General features: G+C 64.9%; 18 protein-coding genes. 12 read left to right on the plus strand and 6 right to left on the minus strand.

Annotated elements, in window-relative coordinates; genetic code table 11:
* Positions 1 to 22: 22 nt before the first annotated feature.
* The 4 genes from VGN62_RS19395 to VGN62_RS19410 all read right to left on the minus strand — a co-directional run bounded on the left by VGN62_RS19395 (position 23) and on the right by VGN62_RS19410 (position 6,099).
* A complete protein-coding gene (locus VGN62_RS19395; RefSeq protein WP_327456953.1) occupies positions 23 to 3,184 on the minus strand; it encodes a CusA/CzcA family heavy metal efflux RND transporter in 3,162 nt (1,053 codons plus the stop codon).
* 17 nt (positions 3,185 to 3,201) lie between these two features.
* Entirely contained in the window at positions 3,202 to 4,464 is a 1,263-nt protein-coding gene (locus VGN62_RS19400; protein ID WP_327456955.1) for an efflux RND transporter periplasmic adaptor subunit, read from the minus strand.
* A complete protein-coding gene (locus VGN62_RS19405; RefSeq protein ID WP_327456957.1) occupies positions 4,461 to 5,696 on the minus strand; it encodes a TolC family protein in 1,236 nt (411 codons plus the stop codon). Before VGN62_RS19405 ends, VGN62_RS19400 begins: the two co-directional genes overlap by 4 nt.
* Positions 5,697 to 5,760: 64 nt before the next feature.
* Positions 5,761 to 6,099 (minus strand): hypothetical protein, encoded by a 339-nt coding sequence (locus VGN62_RS19410; RefSeq protein WP_327456959.1) that lies wholly within the window; start codon positions 6,097 to 6,099, stop codon positions 5,761 to 5,763.
* A gap of 564 nt (positions 6,100 to 6,663) precedes the next feature.
* On the opposite strand from VGN62_RS19410, the gene VGN62_RS19415 reads away from it, so the two are divergent.
* The 12 genes from VGN62_RS19415 to VGN62_RS19470 all read left to right on the plus strand — a co-directional run bounded on the left by VGN62_RS19415 (position 6,664) and on the right by VGN62_RS19470 (position 21,853).
* Positions 6,664 to 7,026, plus strand: coding sequence for a hypothetical protein (locus VGN62_RS19415; RefSeq protein ID WP_327456961.1), 363 nt, complete (start codon positions 6,664 to 6,666; stop codon positions 7,024 to 7,026).
* Positions 7,027 to 7,091: 65 nt separating this feature from the next.
* Positions 7,092 to 8,399 carry a TolC family protein gene (locus VGN62_RS19420; protein ID WP_327456963.1) on the plus strand — a complete coding sequence of 436 codons (1,308 nt, stop codon included), beginning with the start codon at positions 7,092 to 7,094 and terminating at the stop codon, positions 8,397 to 8,399.
* A 109-nt stretch (positions 8,400 to 8,508) separates the two neighbouring features.
* Positions 8,509 to 9,678 carry an efflux RND transporter periplasmic adaptor subunit gene (locus VGN62_RS19425; RefSeq protein ID WP_058455306.1) on the plus strand — a complete coding sequence of 390 codons (1,170 nt, stop codon included), beginning with the start codon at positions 8,509 to 8,511 and terminating at the stop codon, positions 9,676 to 9,678.
* A gap of 3 nt (positions 9,679 to 9,681) precedes the next feature.
* On the plus strand, positions 9,682 to 12,924 hold the full coding sequence (locus VGN62_RS19430; protein WP_327456967.1) for a CusA/CzcA family heavy metal efflux RND transporter: 3,243 nt from the start codon (positions 9,682 to 9,684) through the stop codon (positions 12,922 to 12,924).
* Positions 12,925 to 12,933: 9 nt separating this feature from the next.
* Positions 12,934 to 13,278: a DUF190 domain-containing protein gene (locus tag VGN62_RS19435; protein WP_058455304.1), complete on the plus strand. Its 345-nt coding sequence runs from the start codon at positions 12,934 to 12,936 to the stop codon at positions 13,276 to 13,278.
* Positions 13,279 to 13,359: 81 nt separating this feature from the next.
* Positions 13,360 to 13,830 carry an SRPBCC family protein gene (locus VGN62_RS19440; protein WP_327456969.1) on the plus strand — a complete coding sequence of 157 codons (471 nt, stop codon included), beginning with the start codon at positions 13,360 to 13,362 and terminating at the stop codon, positions 13,828 to 13,830.
* Positions 13,831 to 14,020: 190 nt separating this feature from the next.
* The gene (locus VGN62_RS19445) at positions 14,021 to 16,561 is read left to right on the plus strand and encodes a heavy metal translocating P-type ATPase (protein ID WP_327456971.1); all 2,541 of its coding nucleotides are present in this window, start codon (positions 14,021 to 14,023) and stop codon (positions 16,559 to 16,561) included.
* Positions 16,562 to 16,605: 44 nt separating this feature from the next.
* Positions 16,606 to 19,785 carry an efflux RND transporter permease subunit gene (locus tag VGN62_RS19450; protein ID WP_327456973.1) on the plus strand — a complete coding sequence of 1,060 codons (3,180 nt, stop codon included), beginning with the start codon at positions 16,606 to 16,608 and terminating at the stop codon, positions 19,783 to 19,785.
* 13 nt (positions 19,786 to 19,798) lie between these two features.
* The gene (locus tag VGN62_RS19455) at positions 19,799 to 20,284 is read left to right on the plus strand and encodes an SRPBCC family protein (protein ID WP_327456975.1); all 486 of its coding nucleotides are present in this window, start codon (positions 19,799 to 19,801) and stop codon (positions 20,282 to 20,284) included.
* Positions 20,281 to 20,715 carry a disulfide bond formation protein B gene (locus VGN62_RS19460; RefSeq protein ID WP_327456977.1) on the plus strand — a complete coding sequence of 145 codons (435 nt, stop codon included), beginning with the start codon at positions 20,281 to 20,283 and terminating at the stop codon, positions 20,713 to 20,715. The genes VGN62_RS19455 and VGN62_RS19460 overlap by 4 nt, the downstream gene beginning before the upstream one ends.
* Positions 20,712 to 21,356, plus strand: a complete 645-nt coding sequence (locus VGN62_RS19465; RefSeq protein ID WP_327456979.1) for a DsbA family protein — start codon at positions 20,712 to 20,714, stop codon at positions 21,354 to 21,356. The genes VGN62_RS19460 and VGN62_RS19465 overlap by 4 nt, the downstream gene beginning before the upstream one ends.
* Before the next feature lie 191 nt (positions 21,357 to 21,547).
* The gene (locus tag VGN62_RS19470) at positions 21,548 to 21,853 is read left to right on the plus strand and encodes a hypothetical protein (protein WP_327456981.1); all 306 of its coding nucleotides are present in this window, start codon (positions 21,548 to 21,550) and stop codon (positions 21,851 to 21,853) included.
* Between the two features lie 27 nt (positions 21,854 to 21,880).
* Here the strand turns inward: VGN62_RS19470 and VGN62_RS19475 are convergent, their stop codons facing one another.
* Both VGN62_RS19475 and VGN62_RS19480 read right to left on the minus strand, forming a co-directional pair.
* Positions 21,881 to 22,540, minus strand: coding sequence for a class I SAM-dependent methyltransferase (locus tag VGN62_RS19475; protein WP_327456989.1), 660 nt, complete (start codon positions 22,538 to 22,540; stop codon positions 21,881 to 21,883).
* Positions 22,541 to 22,587: 47 nt separating this feature from the next.
* The gene (locus VGN62_RS19480; protein ID WP_327456991.1) at positions 22,588 to 23,277 is read right to left on the minus strand and encodes an AraC family transcriptional regulator; all 690 of its coding nucleotides are present in this window, start codon (positions 23,275 to 23,277) and stop codon (positions 22,588 to 22,590) included.
* Positions 23,278 to 23,369 lie beyond the last annotated feature (92 nt).

The raw sequence follows: 23,369 nt of genomic DNA on the forward strand, positions 1-23,369 counted from the left end.
ATGGCGGTCATCCAGGAGGGCTTCAGCTTGCCGGGCTGGGCACGCCGCTTGGGCGCGCCAATTCTTCCTCTTCGGCCTTCGCGGTCCGTCGATGGACCAGGAGGTACAGGGCCGGCAGCACGAGCAAAGTCAGGATCGTCGACGAGATGATCCCGCCGATGACGACGGTCGCCAGCGGCCGCTGTACCTCGGATCCAGCCCCGACATTGAGCGCCATCGGTACGAACCCGAGCGATGCCACCAGCGCGGTCATCATCACCGGTCTGAGGCGGGTCAGAGCGCCTTCGCGGATCGCCTCGACGAGGCCTTTTCCGCGTTCGCGCAGATCCTTGATGAAGGAGAGCATGACCACGCCGTTGAGCACCGCGACCCCGGACAGGGCGATGAAGCCAACGCCCGCGGAGATCGATAGCGGGATATCGCGAAGCGCGAGCGCCGCGACCCCTCCCGTCAGCGCCAGAGGCACGCCCGAGAAGACGATCGCCGCATCGCGAACCGACCCGAACAGCATGAACAGCAGTCCGAAGATCAGCAGCAGCACGAGCGGCACCACGATCTGGAGGCGCTCGGTCGCGGACTGAAGCTGTTCGAACGTGCCGCCATATTCGATGTAGTAGCCATCGGGCAGCACGACCTCAGCTTCGACCTTTTGCGTGAGCTCGTCGATGAACGATCCCAGATCGCGCCCACGGACATTCGCCGTGATCACCGCACGGCGCTTGCCATTTTCGCGGCTGATCTGGTTCGGCCCCGCCGCGAGCGATATCTCCGCCAACTCCGAAAGCGGCACGAAGCCGCCGGCCGGAAGTGCAACGGGGAGATTGCCGAGCGACGCGAGATCGGTGCGAATGGCCTCGGGAAGCCGGACGATGACGTCGAAGCGGCGGTCACCCTCGAAAAGCTCGCCGGCCTGACGGCCGCCGGTGGCGGTCGAAACCGCGTCCTGGACCGTCTCCATACTCACGCCATAACGCGCAAGCTTGTCTCGGTCGGGCGTGACCGAGAGCATCGGCAGCCCGGTGACCTGTTCGAGCTTCACGTCCTGCGCGCCCGCAATCCCGCCGGCGACTTCCTCGATCGCCTGCCCCGATTCGAGCAATTGGTCGAGATCGTCGCCGAACAGCTTGATCGCAACGTCGGCGCGAACGCCGGCGATCAGCTCGTTCATGCGCATCTTCACCGGCTGGGTGAACTCATAATTGTTCCCCGGCACCTCGTTCACTGCCTTGTTGAGTTCGGCAACGAGCTGGTCGCGCGTCTTTCTAGGATTGGGCCATTCCTTCCGGTCCTTGAGCATGATGAAATTATCGGCGACCGACGGCGGCATCGGATCGGTCGCGACCTCGGGCGTGCCGATCTTTGCGAACACCCGCTCGACTTCGGGGAACTGCCTGATCCTCTTCTCCAGCGCTTCCTGCATCGTGATCGATTGTGTCAGGCTCGTCCCCGGTATCCGCATCGCGTGCATCGCGATGTCGCCTTCGTCGAGGTCCGGGATGAACTCGGACCCGAGACTGGTCGCCGCCACGCCGCTCAGCGCGACGAGCAGCAGCGCGCCCGAAAGCGCCGCCTTCGGCCAATTGAGGACGCGGTCGAGCATCGGGCGATAGCCCTTGCCGAGACCGCGCATCAGCCAATTTTCTTTTTCCTCGACCTTGCCGGTCACGAACAGCGCCACCGCGGCCGGAACCAGCGTGAGCGACAGCAGCAGAGCGGCAGTAAGCGCGAGGACGACGGTGATCGCCATCGGATGGAAGGTTTTGCCCTCGACGCCCTCGAGCGCGAAGATCGGCAAATAGACGGCGGTGATGATGATGATGCCGAAGATGCTCGGCTTGATCACCTCTGCACTCGCCGAGGCGACGAGACCGAAGCGTTCGTCGCGATCGAGCAGGCGCCCGAGCCTGTGCTGAGCCTCGCCGAGCCGGCGGAGGCAGTTCTCGACGATGATGACGGCCCCGTCGACGATGAGGCCGAAATCGAGCGCGCCAAGGCTCATGAGGTTTGCCGATGTTCGCGTCTGGAGCATGCCCGTCAGGGTCATCAGCATCGCGACCGGAATGACCGCCGCCGTGATCAGCGCCGCCCGGAAATTGCCGAGCAGGAGGAACAGGATCACGATGACGAGCAACGCGCCCTCGGCGAGGTTCTTCTGCACCGTCGAGATCGTCCGTTCGACGAGCGCGGTGCGATCGTAGAGCGGCTTGGCAACGACGCCCTTCGGCAACGCACGCGAGGCTTCGACGAGACGTTCGGCCGAGGCCTGCGCCACCACGCGCGGATTCTCGCCGATCAGCATCGAGACCGTGGCGAGGACGACTTCCTTGCCATTCTCGGTCGCGGCGCCCGTGCGGAGCCCCGAACCGATCGCGACATCGGCGACGTCGGCGATCCGGATTGGAACCCCGCCGCGGGTGGTGACGATGATCTGCGACAGGTCACGCTCATTATTGGCCTGACCCGGCACGCGGATCAGAATCTGTTCGCCGCTGCGCTCGACATAACCGGCGCCGCGGTTGGCATTATTGACCTCGAGTGCGGTGACGACATCGTTGAGCGAGAGATTGAGCGAGGCGAGCGAGGCCGGATTGGGGGTCACATGATATTGGCGGGCATAGCCGCCGATCGTGTTGATCTCGGCGACCCCCGGGATCGTGCGCATCTGCGGCCGGATGACCCAGTCGGACATAGTCCTCAGGTCTTCCGCCGTATAAGGCGTGCCGTCGGGTTTTCGCGCGCCCGGCTCAGCCTCGATCGAGAACATGAAGATCTCGCCGAGGCCCGTCGAGATCGGGCCCATTTCGGGCTCCATCCCGGGCGGAAGCTGGCCGCGCGCGGCCTGGAGCCGCTCGTTGACCTGCTGGCGCGCAAAATAGATGTCGGTCCCGTCCTCGAAGACAACGGTGACCTGGCTGAGGCCGTAGCGCGAGATCGATCTGGTATAGTTGAGGTTCGGTATGCCCGCGATCGCGGTCTCGATCGGATAGGTGATGCGCTGCTCGGATTCGAGCGGCGAATAGCCTTCCGCCTTGGTGTTTATCTGGACCTGGACGTTGGTGATGTCGGGAACGGCGTCGATGGGCAATTTGGTCGCGCTCCACGCGCCGATCGCGCAGAGGAGCGCGACGACCGCGAGGACGAGCCATCGTTGCCGGATCGAAAAGCCTATGGTTCTGGCTAGCATGTTATCCTGCTCCCCGATCAATGGTCGTGGCCCGCGCCGGACTTTTCGATGTCGGCGCGAACGAGGAAACTGCCCTTGGTGACATAGGCGGTGCCGGGCTTGATGCCCGACAGGACCTCGGTCCATTCGGGCGACGAACGGCCGAGCTTCAGCATCCGGACCTCATAGTCCTGCCCGAAATTGGCATAGACCACCTTGAAGTCGCGGAAGGGCTGGATCGCCTCGGTTCGCACGGCGAGCGGCACTGTGACGGGGTTGACCATCACCCGGCCGCGCAAGGCCATGCCGGGGCGGAGCGTTCCCGAGCGGTTCGGGATCGTCGCGCGGATAAGTGCGGTTCCCGCCTCGGCGTTGCCGTCGGGCAGGAACTGCCCGAGCGGCGCGGTCGCGATTTCGGCGCCGTCCTGCGTCTCCACGGTCACCCGCATACCCGGACGAATAATCGCGAGGTCGCGGGGGAAGATGTTGAAGACGACCGTGGTCTGCGCCGGGTCGGTAACGACATAGAGCGCGCGCCCGTCGGTAACATCGCCGGGATTGGCGTTGCGCTCGGCAATCACGCCCCCGACCGTTGCATATACCGGATAGACCTGGAGGCTCTCACTCGACTCGATACGTGCGAGCAGCTCCCCGCGGCGGACGCTGTCCCCAACCGCCTTGGTCACCGAGACGACACGGCCGGGGAACTGGCCGCGAATTTCGGAGCGGGCGGTCGGAGACAATTGGACGGTGCCGTAGAGCTCGCGCATCTCGCCGACCGTCGCCGGCCCGACGACCGCGGTTTCAATGCCGCCCGCCTTCGCTGCATCGGCCGCGATCCGGGTCCGGCCTTCGGGATTGGCATATTTCCAGACATGGCGTTTGCCGCCCACGACCGCGACGACCTCGACATCGAAGCTATGCGGCTCGGTGACGACACCCTGACCCGCGAGAAACTTGCCTTGCGGACGGAAGGTGAAGCGATCGACATCGCCGCCTAGCCGGGTGAGCGTGATCGCGAGCTGGACGTCCTTGGGGTCGACCGGCTTGCCGTCGCGTGTCGCGAAGACGCGGAATTGCGGCTCGGTGCCATTTTCGAAGATCGTGACCTCGACTGCGAAGTCCCCATTCTTGAGCAATTTGCCGCCGTTCGGGCCTTCGGCGTCTTCCTCGCCTTCGCCCTCGGCGTGGCTTTCGCCTTCTTCATGTTTGTCTTCGCCCTCGGCTCCGCCGCCGCAGGCAGCGAGAGGCACCGCAAGGAACAACGCCGCAGCCGCGGCGGGAAATGGAAATTTCTTCATGGAATATTCTCCGCAAGGGGAGCCGCATCGAAGCGGCCGGTCAGGCGATCGATCTCCGCGAGCAAATCGCGGTAACTCGTCATGGCATCGGCCCACTGACCCTGGATTTGGATGATGACGTCGGCTGCGTCCTGTACGTCGGCGAACAGGAAACCGCCGCGGGCATAGCCTTCGCGCACCTGCGCAAGTGTCTTCACCGCCTTGGGATAGACGGTGTTCATGATGCCTTCGGCGCGCACCCGGGCTGCATCGGCATCCGCCCGAAGCGAGGCGAGACGCCGCAAGCGCTCGAGACGGTTGGCCTCGGACTGATATTCGAGCTGCCGTCGCTCCGCTTGTGCCCGCGCGATATTGCCCTGATTGCGGTCGAACCTTCCGAGCGGGATCGAGATACCGCCGAGAACGGCGACATCATTGGTCTCTCGAAGGAAGCGGGTCCCCCCCGATACCGTATAATCCTGATGCGCACGGCTCTGCTCGACGACGACTTGTGCCCGGGCGCGATCGACTGCGGCATCGAAGACTGCGGCGTCGGCTTCGGCCAGCGGCGGGTCACGCGGATCGGGCTTCTCGATCCCTTCCGCGATAACGAGGCTGTCGGGAGCGCCGCCCCAGAAGGACGTGAGCAGAGCGCGTGCCGATTGGCGTTTCGCCTGGACTTCCTTCAGGGCCAGCTCGGCTTCGAGAATGCGGGCATCCGCCCTTGTTTCGACAAACAGCGGGTCCTTGTAGCCGCGCACCCGCCGGATGGCCTCGGCGCGTATCTCCTTTTCGAGTTTGACGCGGTCTTCGGCGATCCAGACCATCTGTTCGGCGATCTGGACGTTGATGTAGGCGCGCTGGACCTGTTGGGCGATATCGAGCCGGACAATCCGCCATTGCGCTTCGGCCAGCACGACGCCGCGCTCGGCAAGCGCCATGCGCGCCTCACGCTTGCCGCCGCGTTCGAGCGGCTGCGAATAGGTGACGGTCAACTCGGACTGCCGGAACAGGCCATAGCCGCCTGTCCCGACGCCATTGTCCATATCGACCGAAACGGTCGGATTGGGACGGACACGGGCTTGCAGCTGATCGCCGCGCGCAGCGTCGACCCCCGCTTCGCCCGCTCTAAGCTCGGGCGATACGGCGATGGCCCGCTCGACCGCCTGGTCGAGCGTTAGCGGCTGGGCCCAAACGGACCCCGCCAGCAGCGCAGCCCCGGCCAACAGGGCGGCGCGCATATGGATATGCATAAATTCTCACTCCTGAACGAGACGACTGAGCGCAGGCCGGAAAGGGCCGCGCGGCAGGCGTGGTTCAGGCGAGGGGAGGGTTCAGGGGGGGAGCAAGAGCGCGCGAAGCGAGGCGCGTCGCGGGCAGCACAAAGAGGAGGCCGCCGGAAAAACAGGACAGATCGTCATGGCCTGCGAGGGCCTGGTCGGATGCGACCGGGCAATTATGGTGACTGCCGTGGATGTCGGCATCCTGCTGACCGTTGGACGAATCCTTGCCCGAGGCATGACCCGATTCCGCATGGTGAGCGAGATGCGAATCGGTGGCATGGTGCGTCATGCCCGCCGCCGCCGGCGCAGCATTGTGGAGCCCGCTCAGAAGCAGGATAATCACAAGCAGAAGGCGGAAGGGAGCGCCGGACATCGGTGCGCCCCTAACAGCGAATGGATTGTTCCGAAAGTCCAAATCGGGCGCAACCGGTGCTGCGAGCCCATCGCATGCATGATGCACGCGGCAATGGACGTCGGCTTCGCGCTTGCGTCCAGCCCGGGCGCGGAGGACGAGACCCCGAACCCGATTGGCGTCCATTCTGCCTGCCATCTCCTCGAACCGATTTGGCAATCTATATTAGATATAGGATCGGAGGCCCATGTCGCAGGCCGGTACGCAGCGCGGTCCGTTCCAATCTCACGCGATGGACCAGAGTCTTGTGGAACCTATTGGTCTGCAATAGTCTCGGGCCCATGCTATGGTTTCATAGGAATATGAAGCATTCTCCCAAAAATATTCTAACTGTTACGAGGATATTCGATGAGTGCTTTGATTTGTCTCGGGTTCTAATAAGTATCAAAATATTCAATACATGAATTTTGGCTTGATAATGTGATAACATTACAGATAGCGTTGGGCGGCCAGCAAGGTGTCCCGAAGTAGATTGAAAATCTTCTACTTTTCATCCTGCCGTTTCGATGCTAGGGGCCTGTTCCAATGCGACGGGTGATCCTCTTCCTGCTGACCATTCTCCTTGCATCCGGAACGGTTGCTGGGTCGCTCGCGCATGCGAGTGAGGAACGAGCCGAGACGAGCTTCCTGGTCGCTGCGATCGAAGCCGGCTGTGTCGCCGCGCCGGCAACCGAAAGCGCCGAAACCGACAAGAAGAAGTCGTCTTCTGGCGAACAGCAGCCGTTCCCGGCTGCCCCTCACGGCTGCCATGGGCATCACTCGGGGGTACCGGCGGAGACGCTGACCGCATCGACCGAAGTGCCTTGCAGCCAGTCGCACGCGCTCGTGCCCGCGGCCACGTTGCCGCCCGTCGCCTACATCGGGACATTCCGCCCTCCAATCGCCTGACGCTCTAGGTTTGCGCGCGCCCTCTGCGCGCGCCTCTCCCTGGAAACGTCAGGAGTCTCCTTTTCATGAAATCCATAGTTGTCGCCGCGACTTTCGCGGCGCTCGTTGCAGGCGCAAATGCCGCGCCCGTTGCTGCCCAATCGGCAGGAACGGAGCTCGTGGGTCCGCCTTCTTCATCCGACGAGGCGGTCCGCACCGGCCCGCTTCCCGCCCGATTGTCCCTCGCCCAGGCGATGGAAGAAGCCGACGCGCGGTCGCCGCGCGTGGTTGCCGCCCAGGCTGAAGTGGAGGCCGCGCGCGGCCGCCAGCGCCAAGCGGGCTATCGCTACAACCCAACGCTGAACGTCGACGTCGAGAATTTTGCCGGAACGGGTCCTTATTCGGGGCTCAATGGCCTCGAAACGACCGTGTCGGTCAACCAGCGGCTCGACATAGGCGGGCGCCGCCGCGCCCGCATGACGCTCGCCGACGCAGAGTTTCTGGCCGCGCAATATCGACTGGAAATTGCCCGCGCGGACCTCGCGTTCGACGTGCGCAATCAGTTCGCGACGGCGACCGCGGCCCGCGACAATCTGGCGCTTGCGCGCGAGAATGAAGCCCGAGCCCGCGAACTTGTCCGCGTCGCGCAGGCGATGGTCGACACGGGAAACGAGCCGCCGCTGCGGGCCTTCCGCGCCAATGCGGCCCTTGTGCAGGCGACCGCTGAATTGCGCACCGCCGAGGCCGAAGAGCGGACCGCACGCCGCTCGCTCGCGGCTCTCCTCGGCAGCTCGGTCCCGCCGGCCGAACTGGTCGATGGCGATTTGTGGGTGACACCGGCGACGGTGGACTCGCTCGCAACGCTCGACGTCCGTCTTGCCGAAACCGAGAAGCTCATTGCCGAGGCGCGGCTCCAGGGGCAGCGGGCCGACGGCCGGCTCGACCCATCGGTCGGGTTCGGAGTGCGCCAGCTTCGCGAGACCGGCGATCGCGCGCTCGTCGCCAACGTCTCGGTACCGCTACCGGTCTTCGATCGCAATCGCGGCAACATCTCGGCTGCCAAGTCCGATGTCGCCGCCGCGATCGCCCGGCGCGAAAATGCCGTGGTCAACGCCCAGGCGGAAATCGCGAATGCGCAAGCCGAACTCGAGGCGGCCGAAGCGCGTCTCGCGGCGCTCGAAGGCAGCGGCATCGAGCAGGCGCGCGAAGGGGTCCGGCTTGCCGAGCTCAGCTACCGCGCCGGCAAGTCCTCGCTCGTCGAATATATCGACGCACAGCAGGCCTATGCGGCAACGCAGGCCGAACTGATCGCCGCGAGGCAAGCCCGGGCCGCGGCCCGTGCGATCCTTTCGCGCCAGGCGGCCGCCGATGGCGATGCGGACCATCAGCCATGAGCGCGCCGATCCTTCCAGCGGACGGAGGCGCCTTCGCCGCCGTCCTTTCAAGTCAACAGGGGTGCGCTGCCGGTCGGCGCGCGAACCGCATCATCAGCGGAGATAGAATATGATCACCAAGGACAAGCGCCTTCTCGGCACTGTCGCGGGCGCCATCGCCCTCGCCGCCGTCACCGGCTTCGGCGTCGCCCGCTGCACCGCTGATCCGGCCCCCGCGCCGGCTGCCGAAGGCGAAGCCGCAACTGAAAGCGAAGCGCTTCCAAGCAGCCTCGCTATCACACCCGAAGCGATCAAGGCCGCCGAAATCGGCGTCGAGGCAATCGGCGCCGGCGGTCTCGGCTCCGAAATCATCTCGCAGGCCACGGTCACTGCCGCGCCGAGCGGCGAGGCGATCGTCACCGCCCGCGCAGGTGGTGCGGTGACCCGCCTCTTCAAACGGCTCGGCGATCCGGTCCGCGCCGGCGAAACGATCGCGATCGTGCAAAGCCGCGACGCAGCGCAGATTGCGGCGGAACGGATTGCGGCCGATGCGCGCTCGACGCTCGCGCAGAAGAATCTCCACCGCGAGAAGACGCTGTTCGACCAGAAGGTGTCGGCACGCGTCGATTACGAGCAGGCGCAGGCCGAAGCCGCGGCTGCCGCGGCCGAAGCGCAACGTGCCCGCGCCGCAGCGAACGCGGCGCAGGTCACCCGCGATGGAAGCAGTGTGATCGTCGCGAGCCCGATCTCGGGACGGATCACGGCCGAGAGCGCGAGCCTCGGTGCCTTCGTGCAGCCCGAAACCGAATTGTTCCGGGTTGCCGATCCGAGCAAGGTGCAGATCGAGGCTGCGGTCGGTCCGGCCGACGCGCAGCGGCTGTCCCCGGGGGACCGCGCGATCATAGAACTGCCCGACGGACAGACGATCGACGCGCGTGTCCGCGCGGTGACGCCCGGCCTTTCGGGCGAAACCCGCTCGGCAACCGCCGTCCTCGATGTTCCCGGCGCGCTGCAGCCCGGCCTCGCGGTCCGGGTACGCCTGCTTCCCACCCGCGGCGCCGCGACCGGTGGTCCCGCAACGATCGTGATCGCCGACGAGGCGCTCCAGACGCTCGAGGGCCGCGACGTGGTGTTCGTGCGCACGAAGACCGGCTTCCGCGCGCAGCAGGTGACCGTCGGTCAGCGTAGCGCGGGCCGTGTCGAAATCCTCTCGGGGCTGAAGCCTGGCCAGATTGTCGCGACCAAGAACGCATTCCTGCTCAAGGCCGAACTCGGCAAGGGCGCGGGCGAGGAGGAATAGACCGTGATCGCGAAACTGATGGCGCTATCCGTCCGCGCGCGCTGGGCGGTGCTTTTCCTCTTCCTCGTGATCGCGGGCCTCGGCGTCTGGCAGCTCACCAAGCTGCCGATCGACGCCGTTCCCGACATCACCAACAAACAGGTGCAAATCAACACGATCGACCCGCGCCTTTCGCCGGTCGAAATCGAGAAACTCGTAACCTATCCGATCGAAATCTCGCTGGCCGGCATTCCGGGGCTCGAGACGACACGGTCGATCTCGCGCAACGGCTTCAGCCAGGTGACGGCCATCTTCTCCGATGAAACCGACCTCTATTTCGCCCGCCAGCAGGTGGGCGAACGGCTTCTCCAGGCGGGCGAAAATCTACCCGATGGAGCGCAGCCGCAGATCGGTCCCGTAACGACGGGTCTCGGCGAGGTCGTGATGTATACCGTCGGCTATAAGAATCCCGACGGGAAGGGGGCCAAGAAGGTCGCGGGTCAACCGGGCTGGCAACCGGACGGCAGCTATCTGACCCCCGAGGGCGATGTCCTCACCGACGAGATCGCCAAGTCGGGCTATCTTCGCACAGTCCAGGACTGGATCGTCAGCCCCCAGCTGAAGTCGGTCGGCGGCGTTGCCGGCGTCGACTCGATCGGTGGCTATGCCAAGACCTTCGTGGTCGAGCCCGATCCGACCCGCCTCACCAGCTATGGCATTTCCTACAGCGAACTCGGCGAAGCGCTCGAACGCGCCAACCTCGCGGTCGGCGCCAACTATTACAACCGCGGCGGCGAGGCCTATCTCGTCCGCGTCGATGCGCGCGTTCGCTCGGTCGACGAGATCCGCAATGCCGTCGTCGCAACGCGCGGCGGGGTTCCTGTCACCGTCGGGCAGCTTGCCAATGTGAAGATTGGCGGCGACCTTCGAACGGGTGCGGGCAGCATGAACGGCAAGGAGGCGGTGATCGGCACCGTGCTCATGCTGATCGGCCAGAACAGCCGCACCGTCGCGGAGGATGTCTCGGCGAAGATCGCGCAGGTGTCGAAAACCTTGCCGCCTGGCGTCGAAGTGAAGGTGGTGCTCGACCGCGCCAAGCTCGTGAACGCGACCGTCGGCACGGTTGAAAAGAACCTGACCGAAGGCGCGCTGCTCGTCGCGGCCGCGCTCTTTTTCCTGCTCGGCAACTGGCGCGCCGCGATCATCGCGGTGCTTGTCATCCCCTTCTCCTTCCTGATGATGGCGATGGGCATGAACGCGTTCCGCGTTCCCGGTAACCTGATGAGCCTTGGCGCGCTCGACTTCGGTCTGATCGTCGACGGGGCGGTGATCATCATCGAAAACTGTCTGGCGAGACTGGCGCACAGACAGGAGCATGAAGGGAGATTGCTCAATCTTCGCGAACGTCTCGAGGAGACGATGCGCGCCAGCCAGGAGATGATCAAACCGACCGTCTTCGGCCAGGCTATCATCCTGCTCGCCTTCGCGCCGCTGCTGATGTTCACAGGCGTCGAGGGCAAGACCTTCTCGCCGATGGCCATCACCATCATGCTCGCGCTCGTCGCCGCTTTCATCCTTGCCATCACGCTGGTCCCGGCGCTCGTCGCGCTGATGATCCGCGGCAAGGTGGCCGAGAAGGAAGTCTGGGCCATCCGCAAGTCGAAGGAACGTTATCTACCCTTGCTCGACAAGGCGATCGCGAAACCCTGGACCTTCATCGCGGGCGGCTTCGTCTTCTTCCTTCTCGCGATCCCGGCGTTTGGGCTTCTGGGTTCGGAATTCATTCCGCAGCTCGACGAGAAGAATATGGCACTCGCCTCGACGCGCGTGCCTTCGGTGAGCCTCGAACAGTCGCTGGCCATGCAACGTAATGTCGAGACGGCGATCTCAAGCCTGCCCGAAGTCGAACTGATGTTCTCGAAGACGGGTACCGCTGAGGTGGCGACCGACCCGATGCCGCCAAACATCTCGGACGGCTTCGTGATCCTGAAGCCGCAGGACCAGTGGCCGGCGGGTGTCGACAGCAAGGCCGATGTTGTCGAGCGGATCGAGAAGGCCGCTGGCGGCCAGCTCGGCCAGCTTTACGAGGTCAGCCAGCCGATCCAGCTTCGTTTCAACGAACTGATCGCGGGTGTCCGCGGCGACGTCGCCATCAAGCTCTACGGGGACGACCTCGACAAGATGTCGCTCGCTGCAAACGAGATGGTGAAGGTACTTCAGGGCATTCCGGGTGCGGGCAGCGTCAAGGCCGACCAGGTCGGCGGCGCTCCGACGCTGGACGTGAAGCTCGATCGCAATGCGATCGCGCGTTACGGCCTCTCGGTCCAGGAAGTCGCCGACACCGTGTCCGCGGCGCTTGGCGGGCGTGAATCGGGTCTCCTTTACGAAGGCGATCGCCGGTTCGACATCACCGTGCGTGTTCCCGACGCAACCCGCGTCAATCTCGACGACATTCGCGCGCTTCCCGTCCTCCTTCCCTCGGAAGGCGGGAACCGCGGACAGATACCGCTCGCGCAAGTGGCGCAGATCCGGCTGACCGAAGGGCTCAACCAGATCAGCCGCGAGAATGGCAAGCGGCGCGTCGTCGTACAGGTGAACCTCGAAGGCCGCGATGCGGGCTCCTTCGTGGCCGAGGCGCAAGCGAAGATTGCCAATGTAAAGCTTCCGGCGGGCTATTATCTCGAATGGGGCGGGCAGTTCGAAAGCCTGCAGGCCGCCTCGAAGCGGCTCTCCATCGTGGTGCCGCTCTGCTTCGCGGGTATCTTCATCCTGCTGTACATGGCGCTTGGCACCTTCGGCCGAGCAACTGCCGTGTTCCTTGCGGTCCCGCTGGGGCTTGCAGGCGGGGTGTTCACGCTCGCGCTCACCGGGATCAACTTCTCGGTGTCGGCGGCGGTAGGCTTCATCTGTCTCGCCGGCGTCGCGGTGCTCAACGGTCTCGTCGTCATGACGGCGATCCGCGAGCGGCTCGAGAATGACGTGCCGCTCACCGAGGCGATCCGCGAGGGCATGACCGAGAAGATGCGTGCGGTGATCATGACCGGCTTCGTGCCCGCGATCGGCTTCGTGCCGATGGCGATCGCGACGGGGACGGGCGCCGAGGTGCAGAAGCCACTCGCGACGACCGTCATCGGCGGCCTCATCGCAGCGACCATCCTGACGCTTCTCGTGCTCCCGGCCATCGCGAAGGTCGTTCTTGGCGCGAATTGGCAGCCCGGTTTCCTGAAACGCAAAACCGAGCCGGCCGAAGCGCCGGTCACTGAATAGGAGAGGACCATGCAAAAAGCATCCAAGCTCTTGCGCGTTTATACCGACGAGTCGGCCTTCTTCGGTGACCAACGCGTCTTCGAGTTCATTTCGGAACTCGCCCGCCAGCAAAAGCTGGCGGGCGTCACGGTCCTCGAAGCCGTCCTCGGCTTCGGCCGCTCGGCACATCTCCACCGCAAGCATGCGCTGGAGAATGACCGGGCGGTCGTGATCGAGATCATCGACGAGGAGCAGCGGCTCCGCGACTTTGCGGCGCAGCTGTCCGAAATACCGGACATCGGGCTCATCACGCTCGAAGCGGTCGACATCCTCGGCGGGAAATCCGCCGTGGAGCCTCCCGATGTCCAGAGCTGACCGGCAAATTGCCGGTTTCCACCGCGGCGCAGGTCCCCGGCCTGCGTCGCGGACCAGCTTGCCGGAGCGAGGAAGCTGCCGATGTTCTCGGTAGGAACCTCGCTCCGCCTGCCGGTCCCGATCGGCCGCGTCTGGCGGTTGCTCGTCGACATCGAGCGCTATGCCGACTGGCATCCGACATTGCGCTTATCGGAGCATCCGGGAGATGAGGAGCGCATCGACTATGTCTATTCCCCGCGTGGGCCGCGCGGGCCGGAGCTGTCCGCCGAAGGGCGGATCACCGGTCTCGACTGGCTCAAGGGCTTTTCGTGGCGAACGGGCATGCGCGGCCTGCTCGTGATCGAGGAGAGCTATCGGCTCGAGAAGCTAGGGCAAGGCGTCGAGGTGACGCACCGCCTTGCCTGCCGCGGTGTATTTTCATGGCTCGGCTATCCTCTTTTACGCCGCGCCTGCTCGGTGTTCCTGCGCCGCTCTAATGCAGCGCTCGAAGCGCATTTCCGCCGCACGACAGTTCAGTCCCGCTACGCGCGGCCGAGCGGACGTCGCGCATGATTGTAAATTCGAAACCTGGCCGTCGGAGGCCCCTCTCATTCGCCCCCCTCACCACGGGCAGGGATCTCCGGCGGTCGGGGAGGTGCGGGAGTGGGTCGCAACCCGCCAAGGCTCCCGCACCTCATCCTTCCGTGCATTTAAACATGCGTCCGGATGACAGTGCCGATCGCCAACAGAAAAGGATGGCATCATGAGTGACCAGTTGCGGCTCGATATTCCGCTTCTCCTCCCCGAAGTCGCCGATACCGCCGACCGCTGTGTCGCGCGCCTGATGGGCGAACTCGAAGGACGCGAAGGCGTCGACAAGGTCCATGTGGTCCGATCAAGTGATGGTTCGCCGCCGCAGCTCTGCATCCATTACCGTCCGGATATTCTCCCGCTCGAACGCGTGCGGCAGCTCGCGCGCAGCGCCGGTGCCGAGCTCACTGACCAATATCAGCATCTCTTCTGGGACGACCTCGAAGGCGTCGGCCACGCCCGGCGCGCGCGGACGATCGGACTGAAGCTTCGCGAAATGCCGGGCGTGATCGAGGCCGAAGTCGGCGCCGCCGGCACGCTGCGCGCCGAGTTTCAGCGCTCGGAGACCTCCATCGAAACGATCAGAAAGACACTCTCGGATATGGGCGTCACACAAAAATCGGCTGCCGTCGCCGCGGCTACTCCGGCACAAGCCCCCCACCAACATGGAGATGATGGCCATGACCATGGACCGGATCACGCGCATGGGCCTGATCACAAACATGGCCACACGGGCGAGGACAGCCACGACCATGGCCATGATCATGGCGGCATTTTCGGCGAGCGGACCGAGCTGATCTTCGCGTTGCTGTGCGGTCTCGTCCTCGGCATCGGCTTTGCCATCGAGAAGCTGGCTGCGGCGCCGGAGTGGGTACCGCTCGCATTCTACATTGCCGCTTATGGTTTCGGCGGCTGGTTTACGGTCCGCGAGGCGATCGAGAATCTGAAGCTCAAGCGCTTCGAGATCGACACGCTGATGCTCGTCGCCGCGGCCGGCGCCGCAGCGCTCGGTGCGTGGGCCGAAGGCGCGCTGCTCCTCTTCCTCTTCAGCCTTGGTCATGCGCTCGAACATTATGCCATGGGCCGGGCCAAGCGCGCGATCGAGGCGCTCGCCGAGCTGGCGCCGCAGACCGCGATCGTGAAGGGGGCCGACGGCAGCACCCGCGAAGTGTCGGTCGAGCTTCTGCAGATCGGCGACACCGTGGTGGTCAAACCCAACGAGCGGCTGCCCGCCGACGGCTTCGTCATCGTCGGACGCTCGGCGGTCAATCAGGCTCCGGTGACGGGCGAGAGCGTTCCGGTCGACAAGGAGCCGGTGCCCGATCGCGCCGCTGCCGCAGCGAAGCCCGATGTGCTCGAGGCGAAATATCGCGTCTTCGCGGGCACGATCAACGGTCATGGCGCGATCGAGATCGCGGTAACCCGTCTTGCGGCCGATACGACGCTCGCCAAGGTCGTAAAGATGGTGAGCGAGGCGGAAACGCAGAAATCGCCGACCCAGCGCTTCACCGACAAGTTCGAGCGCATCTTCGTGCCGAGCGTGCTCGCGCTCGTGTTCGTCCTGCTCTTCGCCTGGGTCGTCGTCGACGAGCCTTTCCGCGACAGCTTCTATCGCGCGATGGCGGTCCTCGTCGCGGCAAGCCCGTGCGCGCTCGCCATTGCGACGCCGAGCGCCGTCCTGTCCGGCGTAGCGCGTGCCGCGCGCGGCGGCGTGCTGGTCAAAGGCGGCGGCCCACTCGAAAATCTCGGCTCGCTGACTGCGCTGGCGTTCGACAAGACGGGCACGCTCACCGAGGGCAAGCCGCGGATCACCGATGTCCTGCCGGCCAGCGGCGTGCCGAAGGAGGAACTGCTGCGCATCGCGGTGGCGGTCGAGCGGCTGAGCGATCATCCGCTTGCCGCTGCCATCGCGCGCGATGGCGAGGCCATGCTGACCTCGGCGCGCGTACCGGTAGCGGACAACCTCAACAGCCTGACGGGTCGCGGCGTCACGGCGAAGGTCGAGGGCGAGACCGTCCTGATCGGCAAGGCCGAAATGTTCGGTGCCGACGGCATCGCGCCGATCGGCGGCGAAGTGGCGGCTGCGATCGCCGGCCTCCGCGAGCAGGGCCGCACGACAATGGTGGTCCGTATGGGCGACCGCGACCTTGGCGCGATCGGTCTGATGGACACGCCGCGCGAAGCGGCGCGCACCGCGATCGCCAAACTGCGCGAACTCGGCATCGGCCGGATGATCATGATTTCGGGCGATCACCAGAAGGTCGCGGAATCCATTGCCGCCGAGGTCGGGATCGACGAGGCCTGGGGCGACCTGATGCCCGATCAGAAGGTCGACGCCATTCGCGATCTCAAGGCGCAGCAGCCGGTCGCCATGGTCGGTGACGGCGTGAACGATGCGCCCGCGATGGCGAGCGCCACCGTCGGGATCGCGATGGGCGCCGCGGGGTCCGATGTCGCCCTCGAAACCGCCGACGTCGCGCTGATGGCCGATGACCTCGCTCATCTGCCGTTCGCGATCGGGCTCAGCCGTCAGACGCGCCGCATCATCCGCCAGAATTTGGTGGTCAGCCTCGGCGTCGTCGTGATCCTCGTGCCGGCGACGATCTTCGGGCTCGGAATCGGTGCGGCGGTCGCGGCGCACGAAGGCTCGACCCTCGTCGTCGTCGCCAACGCGCTTCGCCTGCTCGCCTATCGCGATCGCAGCATGGGCTGAGGGCGCACAGTCGCGGCGGGATCGAACCGGAAGGGGGAGAGAGGATGAACTTCAAGAATATCTCGGCCTGGTCCATCCGGAACCCGATCCCGCCGCTCGTCATGTTCTTCGGTCTGACGGTGGCGGGCATCGTCTCCTTCCTCATGATGGGGGTCCAGAGCGATCCCGACATCGATTTTCCGGGCGCCATCGTCATCATCGCCCGGCCGGGCGCCGCGCCGACCGAGCTCGAAACGCAGGTCACGCAGCGCGTCGAGGCGGCGGTGCGGACGATCGAGGGGATCGACGAGCTCAATTCGACGGTTACCGAAGGCCAGTCGCAGACCTTCGTCCAGTTCGCGATCGGCACGCCGATCGACCGGGCGGTGACCGACATCCGCGACAAGATCACGCAGATTCGCAGCAACCTGCCGAACGGAATCCTTGAACCGCAGGTTATCCGCCTGTCGACCTCGGGCAACACGCTCGCCTATTGGTCGGCCTCGGCGACCGACATGACGCTCGAGGAATTGAGCTGGTATGTCGATAATGTCGTCGCCAAGCGGCTGATCGCGGTCCCCGGCATGGGCGACGCCTATCGACGGGGCGGGGTCAGCCGCGAAATCCGGGTCATCCTCAACCCCGAGCGCATGCGTGCCTATGGTCTCACCGCCGCAGCGGTGAACACCCAGCTCGTCCAGCTCAACGTCAATGCGGCCGGCGGCCGGATGGAGGTCGCGGGGTCCGAGCAGGCGGTCCGCATCCTCGGCAACGCCAGCAGCGCCAATGCCCTCGGCGAGACGCTGATCTCGGTCGGCACCAACCGGACCGTGCGCCTCGCCGATATCGCCGAGGTCAAGGATCTCTACGCCGAGCAGCGCTCGGTCTCGAAGCAGGACGGGCGACAGGTGCTGACCTTCGGCTTCGAGCGCGCGAAGGGCGCCTCGGATGTCACCGTTTACGACGCGGCGGTCGAGGAGTTGCGCAAGCTCGAGAAGGAAAACCCCAAGGTCAAATTCACCGAGCTGTTCAGCGACATCGAATATACCAAGGGCCAATATCATTCGGCGATCAATGCGATGGTCGAGGGCGCGATCCTCGCGGTCGTCGTCGTCTTCCTTTTCTTGCGCGACTGGCGCGCGACGCTGATCTCGGCGCTCGCCATCCCGCTGTCGGCGGTCCCGACCTTCCTGTTCATGGACCTCATGGGCTTCTCGCTCAACATGATGACCTTGCTCGCATTGAGCCTCGTTGCCGGCGTGCTGGTCGACGATGCGATCGTCGAGATCGAGAATATCGTGCGCCACATGCGGATGGGCAAATCAGCCTATCAGGCCTCGATCGATGCCGCCGACGAGATCGGCCTCGCGGTGCTCGCGACAACCATGACGATCGTCGCGGTGTTCCTGCCGGTCGGGCTGATGCCGGGCGTCGCCGGGCAATATTTCAAGAATTTCGGACTGACGGTCGTGGCCGCGGTGCTGATGAGCCTCGCGGTCGCGCGCATGATCACACCCATGCTCGCCGCCTATTTTCTCTCCGCGCAGGGTCCGCAAAAGCATGGCGAGGGCCCGCTGATCGACACCTATATGCGCATCTTGCGCTGGAGCCTCGACACCAGCGGGGCCGCTGCCGCGCGTGCGCGCGGCGGGCGCTGGAAGTGGCTCGGTTACATCAAGGACCATCGCGTCTGGGTGGTCGGCATCGGTGTGCTGGCGCTCTTTGCGACCATTTTCAGCTTCTCGCTGCTCCCGATGACCTTCCAGCCGTCGATCGATTCCGACACGAGCCGCGTCGCCATCCAGCTCGCCCCGGGTGCAACGCTCGAACAGACCGAGGCGGTGGCCGACGAGGTGACCGATCTCATGAAGCGCGACCCGCTCGTCGAATCCGCTCTGTCGCGGATCGATGTCGGCACGGCGACGGTCTATCTGAAATTGCGCAAGGACCGCGAGCTCACCTCGACCGAGTTCGAAAAGGACCGCGCGCTGCGGCTCGCGCAGGTTCCCGATGCCCGCATCAACTTCCAGTCGCAGCATGGCGGCGGCGGCGGCAGCAGCCGCGACATCTCGATCACGCTCGGCAGCGACGACCCTAAGAAGCTCGAAGATGTCGGCAACCGGCTCCTTGCCGAAATGGCCGGGGTCAAGGAAATCCGGTCGCCGCGCGTCGAGGGCAATCTCCAGCGCCCCGAGATCGTCATTCGCCCGCGCTTTGCGCTCGCGGCGCAGCTCGGCGTGACGACGCAGGCGCTCAGCCAGTCGATCCGCGTCGCGACGCTTGGCGAGATCGACCAGAATAGCGCGAAATTCTCGCTGTCCGACCGACAGATTCCGGTCCGCGTCGCGCTTGCGGAAACCGCGCGCGAGCGGCTCGATACCCTGCGCAACATGCCGGTTCCGACCCGGAACGGGGGAACGGTGCCGCTCTCGGTTGTGGCCGAGATAGGCTTCGGCGCCGGCCCGACCCAGATCAATCGGACCAACCAGGTGCGCCAGCTCACCATCGGGGCCGACCTTGCTCCGGGTCTCGTGACCGGTCAGGCGATGGATAAGGTCGAGGCGTTGCCGGCGCTCAAGACGCTACCCGCCGGCGTCACGCGGCTGGTCCTCGGGAGTGCCAAGTGGCAGGCCGAGATGCTGCGCAATTTCGCAATCGCGGTCGTATCGGGGATCTTCCTCGTGCTCGCCGTCCTGATCCTGCTCTATCGCAAGATCATCCCGCCTTTCGTCAACATGGGCTCGCTTCTGCTCGCCCCGCTCGGCGGGGCGGTCGCGTTGCTCTTGACCGGCTATCCGCTCTCGCTTCCCGTGTTCATCGGCGTGCTGATGCTGCTCGGTATCGTCGGCAAGAACAGCATCCTCCTCGTCGACTTCGCGATCGAGGAGATGGCGTCCGGGGTGCCGCGCGACGAGGCGATCGTCGACGCCGGACACAAGCGCGCGCAGCCGATCCTCATGACCACGGTCGCGATGGTCGCGGGCATGATCCCGACCGCGCTGTCGCTCACCGGCGATGGCGCATGGCGCGCGCCGATGGCGGTCACGGTGATCGGCGGGCTGATCCTCTCGACGATGCTGACGCTGCTGATCGTCCCGGCGTCCTTCAGCCTCGCGGCGGGCTTCGAGCGCCGGATTGCCCCGCGCCTGCGTCGCTGGTTCACAACGGGCGGCGCGCACGCCGATCCAATGCCCGCGGGCGTCGCCGACAGCGGCGTGGCGCATGGGCCGGTCGTTGATCGATAGAGGAGTGAAAGTGATGGAGTTCGAGCGGGAGCATGATCTCCCCTATAGCCCGGAACAAATATGGGCGGTCCTCGGCGATTTCGAGAACCACCGGGTCTGGAATCCCTATGTCCGTATCGAGCGATTGGCGGAGGACCCGATCGCGATCCGCTATTCGATGCGCATGGATCCCCAAAAGCCCAAGTTTCTCGAAGTCTCCGCGACGGTGATCTCCGCGCGTCCCCATGAGGAACTGATACTCGACGTCAAGCCGAGCTTCATCCTCCAATTCGAGGAGAGCTATATCCTGACGCGGACGCCGGAAGGGACCAAATTTCTCCATCGTTATCGCTGCCGCGGGCCCTTTGCCTGGCTCCGGCCCCCCGGCATCCGGACGAGCTTCCAAAGAATGCTCGCGTCGATCGACGGCATCCTGCTCAGCTATCTCAAGTCCAAATACAGCAAGCCGCAATCGCCGCCGCGCCGACCGAAATCCAAGTTCAAGGGCGGCCGGCGATGACGAGTTTTCCCCTTCTCGCCCCGCATAAATGGCGTCCGCTCGGCGCGGCCTGGGCAATCGCACTCGTATCGAGCCTCGCCGTCCTCTTCGTCGGCGAGGTGATGGGTCAGGCGCCGTGCGATCTCTGCTGGTTTCAGCGGGCTTTCATGTTCCCGCTCGCGATCATTCTCGGCGTAGCGGCGTTCAAGTCGGACTGCGCTGTCGTTCCTTATGGGCTGGCGCTCGCAGCGGGCGGTAGTCTCGTCGCCCTCTATCATAGCCTGCTCTACGTCGGCATCATTCCGGCCCCGATCGTCCCCTGTACCGGCGGCCCGTCATGCTCGGGAGAGAGCATGGCGGTTGGAGGCGTGCCACTGCCCCTCCTGTCGCTGGCCGCTTTCGCGCTGATCATCACCCTCTTGCTCAACTTTCAAAGGAGACTGAAATCATGAACAGACGTATCGGAGTGGTGGCCACGCTTGCCGTTTCGGCGCTCGCTTTCACCGGCGGCGCGATGCTCTACAGCGGAACCGCCGAAGGCGAACCCACGAAAAAGGTCGTGGCGGGGCCCGTCGACAGCCTTGTCCGCCCGCACTCGCCGATCATCGGCCTGAAAAATGCCCCGGTCACCATCGTCGAATTCTTCGATCCGTCGTGCGAGGCCTGCCGGGCCTTCTATCCGACGGTGAAGGGCATCGTCGCCAAATATCCCAAGGATGTGCGTCTCGTGATGCGCTACCTCCCGCTCCACCCCGGCTCGGCCGAAGCGATCGTGATCCTCGAAGCCGCCCGTGTGCAGGGCAAACTCGAGCCGGTGACGGCCGCACTGCTCGAAGCGCAGCCCGACTGGCACGACGGAAAGATGGACGCCGCTTGGTCCGCGGCCGAGAAGGCTGGCCTCGACGTCGCCAAGGCGCGCGCGATGCCTACAACCGATGCGATGGCCTGGATGGAGCAGGACATTGCCGACGCGAGGGCGGTCGGCGTCCGCGGCACGCCGACCTTCTTCGTCAATGGCGAGATGCTCGTCCAACCCAGCCCCGAACAGGTCGAGGCCCGAGTCCAGGCCGCCGTCGCGGCAAAGGGCAAATAAGGGCCCGCACCCGTCCCGCTTCGTCCACGCGGGACGGGTGCTCACCATCCGTCGCGACGCTGTCTCTCCCGCCATCGGCCTGTCGCATGGAGACGCCGGGTCACCGTCCGATCGGCGGCATCGGAGCCAATATTCACTGCGCATTCAAGCATGAAGAGGGATTCTGAACGCCACGAAAAGGAGAGACTGACATGCGAAAACTGATGACGATCGCGGCTGCGATGCTCGCCTTCGCAGTCCCCGGAGCGGCGCTTGCCCAGCATCACGGCGATCGTGGGGGATATAGTCGCGGCCATGATGCGCAGCGTGGCCACGACCGCGACTATCGTTCCGCCCGGCACGACCAGCCCTACTATGGCAATGACCGGGGTTATCGCGGGTACGACCCCTATTATCGCGGATACGACCGTCGCTATGAACGCCGGGACCGCTACGAGCGGCGCTATCAGAAGCGCCGGATGCACCATCATCATCGCGGGCGTCACTGGCGCGGCTAGCCGGGACCGCGCGGGCCGGGCGAGAAACTACCGCTTCGCCCCATAGATTGAGATCGAGCCGGTCGGCGTCGGGATGACTTTCATCTCTTCGACCGCCTCGAAACCCGCGGCTGTAAGGATCTCCGGGACGCAGCCCTTCGCGTTGGGTTCGGTATATTCGAACCCGTCGAGCAGCTGGATCTGTCGAAAAAGCATGCGCATCAGCAGCGAGCGCTGCTCGCCATAGTCGGCTATGAAAAGGGTCCCACCCGGCCTCAGGAGTCTGAACATCTGCGCGGCAATCGCTTCCTTGACGGCCATCGGGCACTGGTGAAGGACGAGGCTCGATACGATCTTGTCGCATTGCCGGAGTGCTTCGATGCCGTCCAGCTCGTCGCCCATGGCCTCGAACCATCGAATCTCGGTATCGGCAACCTCAGCCTTGGCGCGCGCGATTTCCAGCACGGCGGCGTCGGGATCGACCGCCAGAACGAAGCTTTCCGGCGCCGCCTGCTTGAGGGCGATTGCAAATGTTCCCGTGCCGCACCCGATGTCGACGATCCGCTCGCCCGGCCGCGGTTCGGCGAAGCGCAGCAAGTCGCTTCGCCATCTTTTCTCTCTGGTCATGAGGGCTATGGCGGCATCGTAGCGGTCGAGCGATCCGCTCTTGCCGAGTGCCGGGACGAAATCTCTGTGTGCGTCTGACATGATGCCCCTCTACTAGGCGCCATCACGCACCGGCTTGAACGGAGAGGCTATGATTCGATGAAAAGGTCGCTTGCCCGAATACCGAACATCGCCTTGATCGTGCGGGCGAAATGCGCGCTGTCGCTGAACCCGGCCCTATGTGCGGCCGCGGTGGCGCTGCGGCGCATTCCCAATTCGTCGAAGGCGATAATCAACCGTCGCCAGAGCACAAAGCGCTGGAAGGGCATGCCGACCTCGGCGGCAAAGAGATGCCGGAATCGGCCGAGCGAAAGGCGGCTCTCCTCCGCCACATCCGCGAGACGGACAGAGCCCGTGGGGATCAGGCGGTCAATCGAGGCGGCGGCGCGGGTGATGCGCGGATCGAGCGGGGGGCGGGTGCCTCGCGTGAGCCAGTTTTTCCAGAAGGACCGCTGTCCCGGCAGCTCGACATAAATCGGATCGGAGCAAATCAGCCGGTTTTTCAGTTCCACCGGCGGACCGAAGCCCACTGTCGGCTCGACGAACCATAATTCGGCCGCGGGAGCGGGGAGCAACCGGTGCACGGTATCGGGTTCGATGAGCAGGCAACGCCCCGACAGGCGCGCGCCATCAGCATCGACCACCGTAAGCGGCTCGGCACAAAACACTGCCTGCGCCGCAAAATGGCGGTGCGCGGCGGCATCGCCAACCGAACCCGACCAGAGAGCATGATAGTCGCCGAGGCTAAGTCGGCCGTTCCAGTTGGACGTTTCGGGCATCGGGTCTCGATAGCAGGCCTAATTCATGTGCGTAACGGGCGCCGGGTAAGGTCTCTGGCTCGGAGGCTCTTTTCGGAAGCCGTCTTACGGCC

Source organism: Sphingopyxis sp., assembly GCF_035998905.1.
Classification (GTDB): domain Bacteria; phylum Pseudomonadota; class Alphaproteobacteria; order Sphingomonadales; family Sphingomonadaceae; genus Sphingopyxis.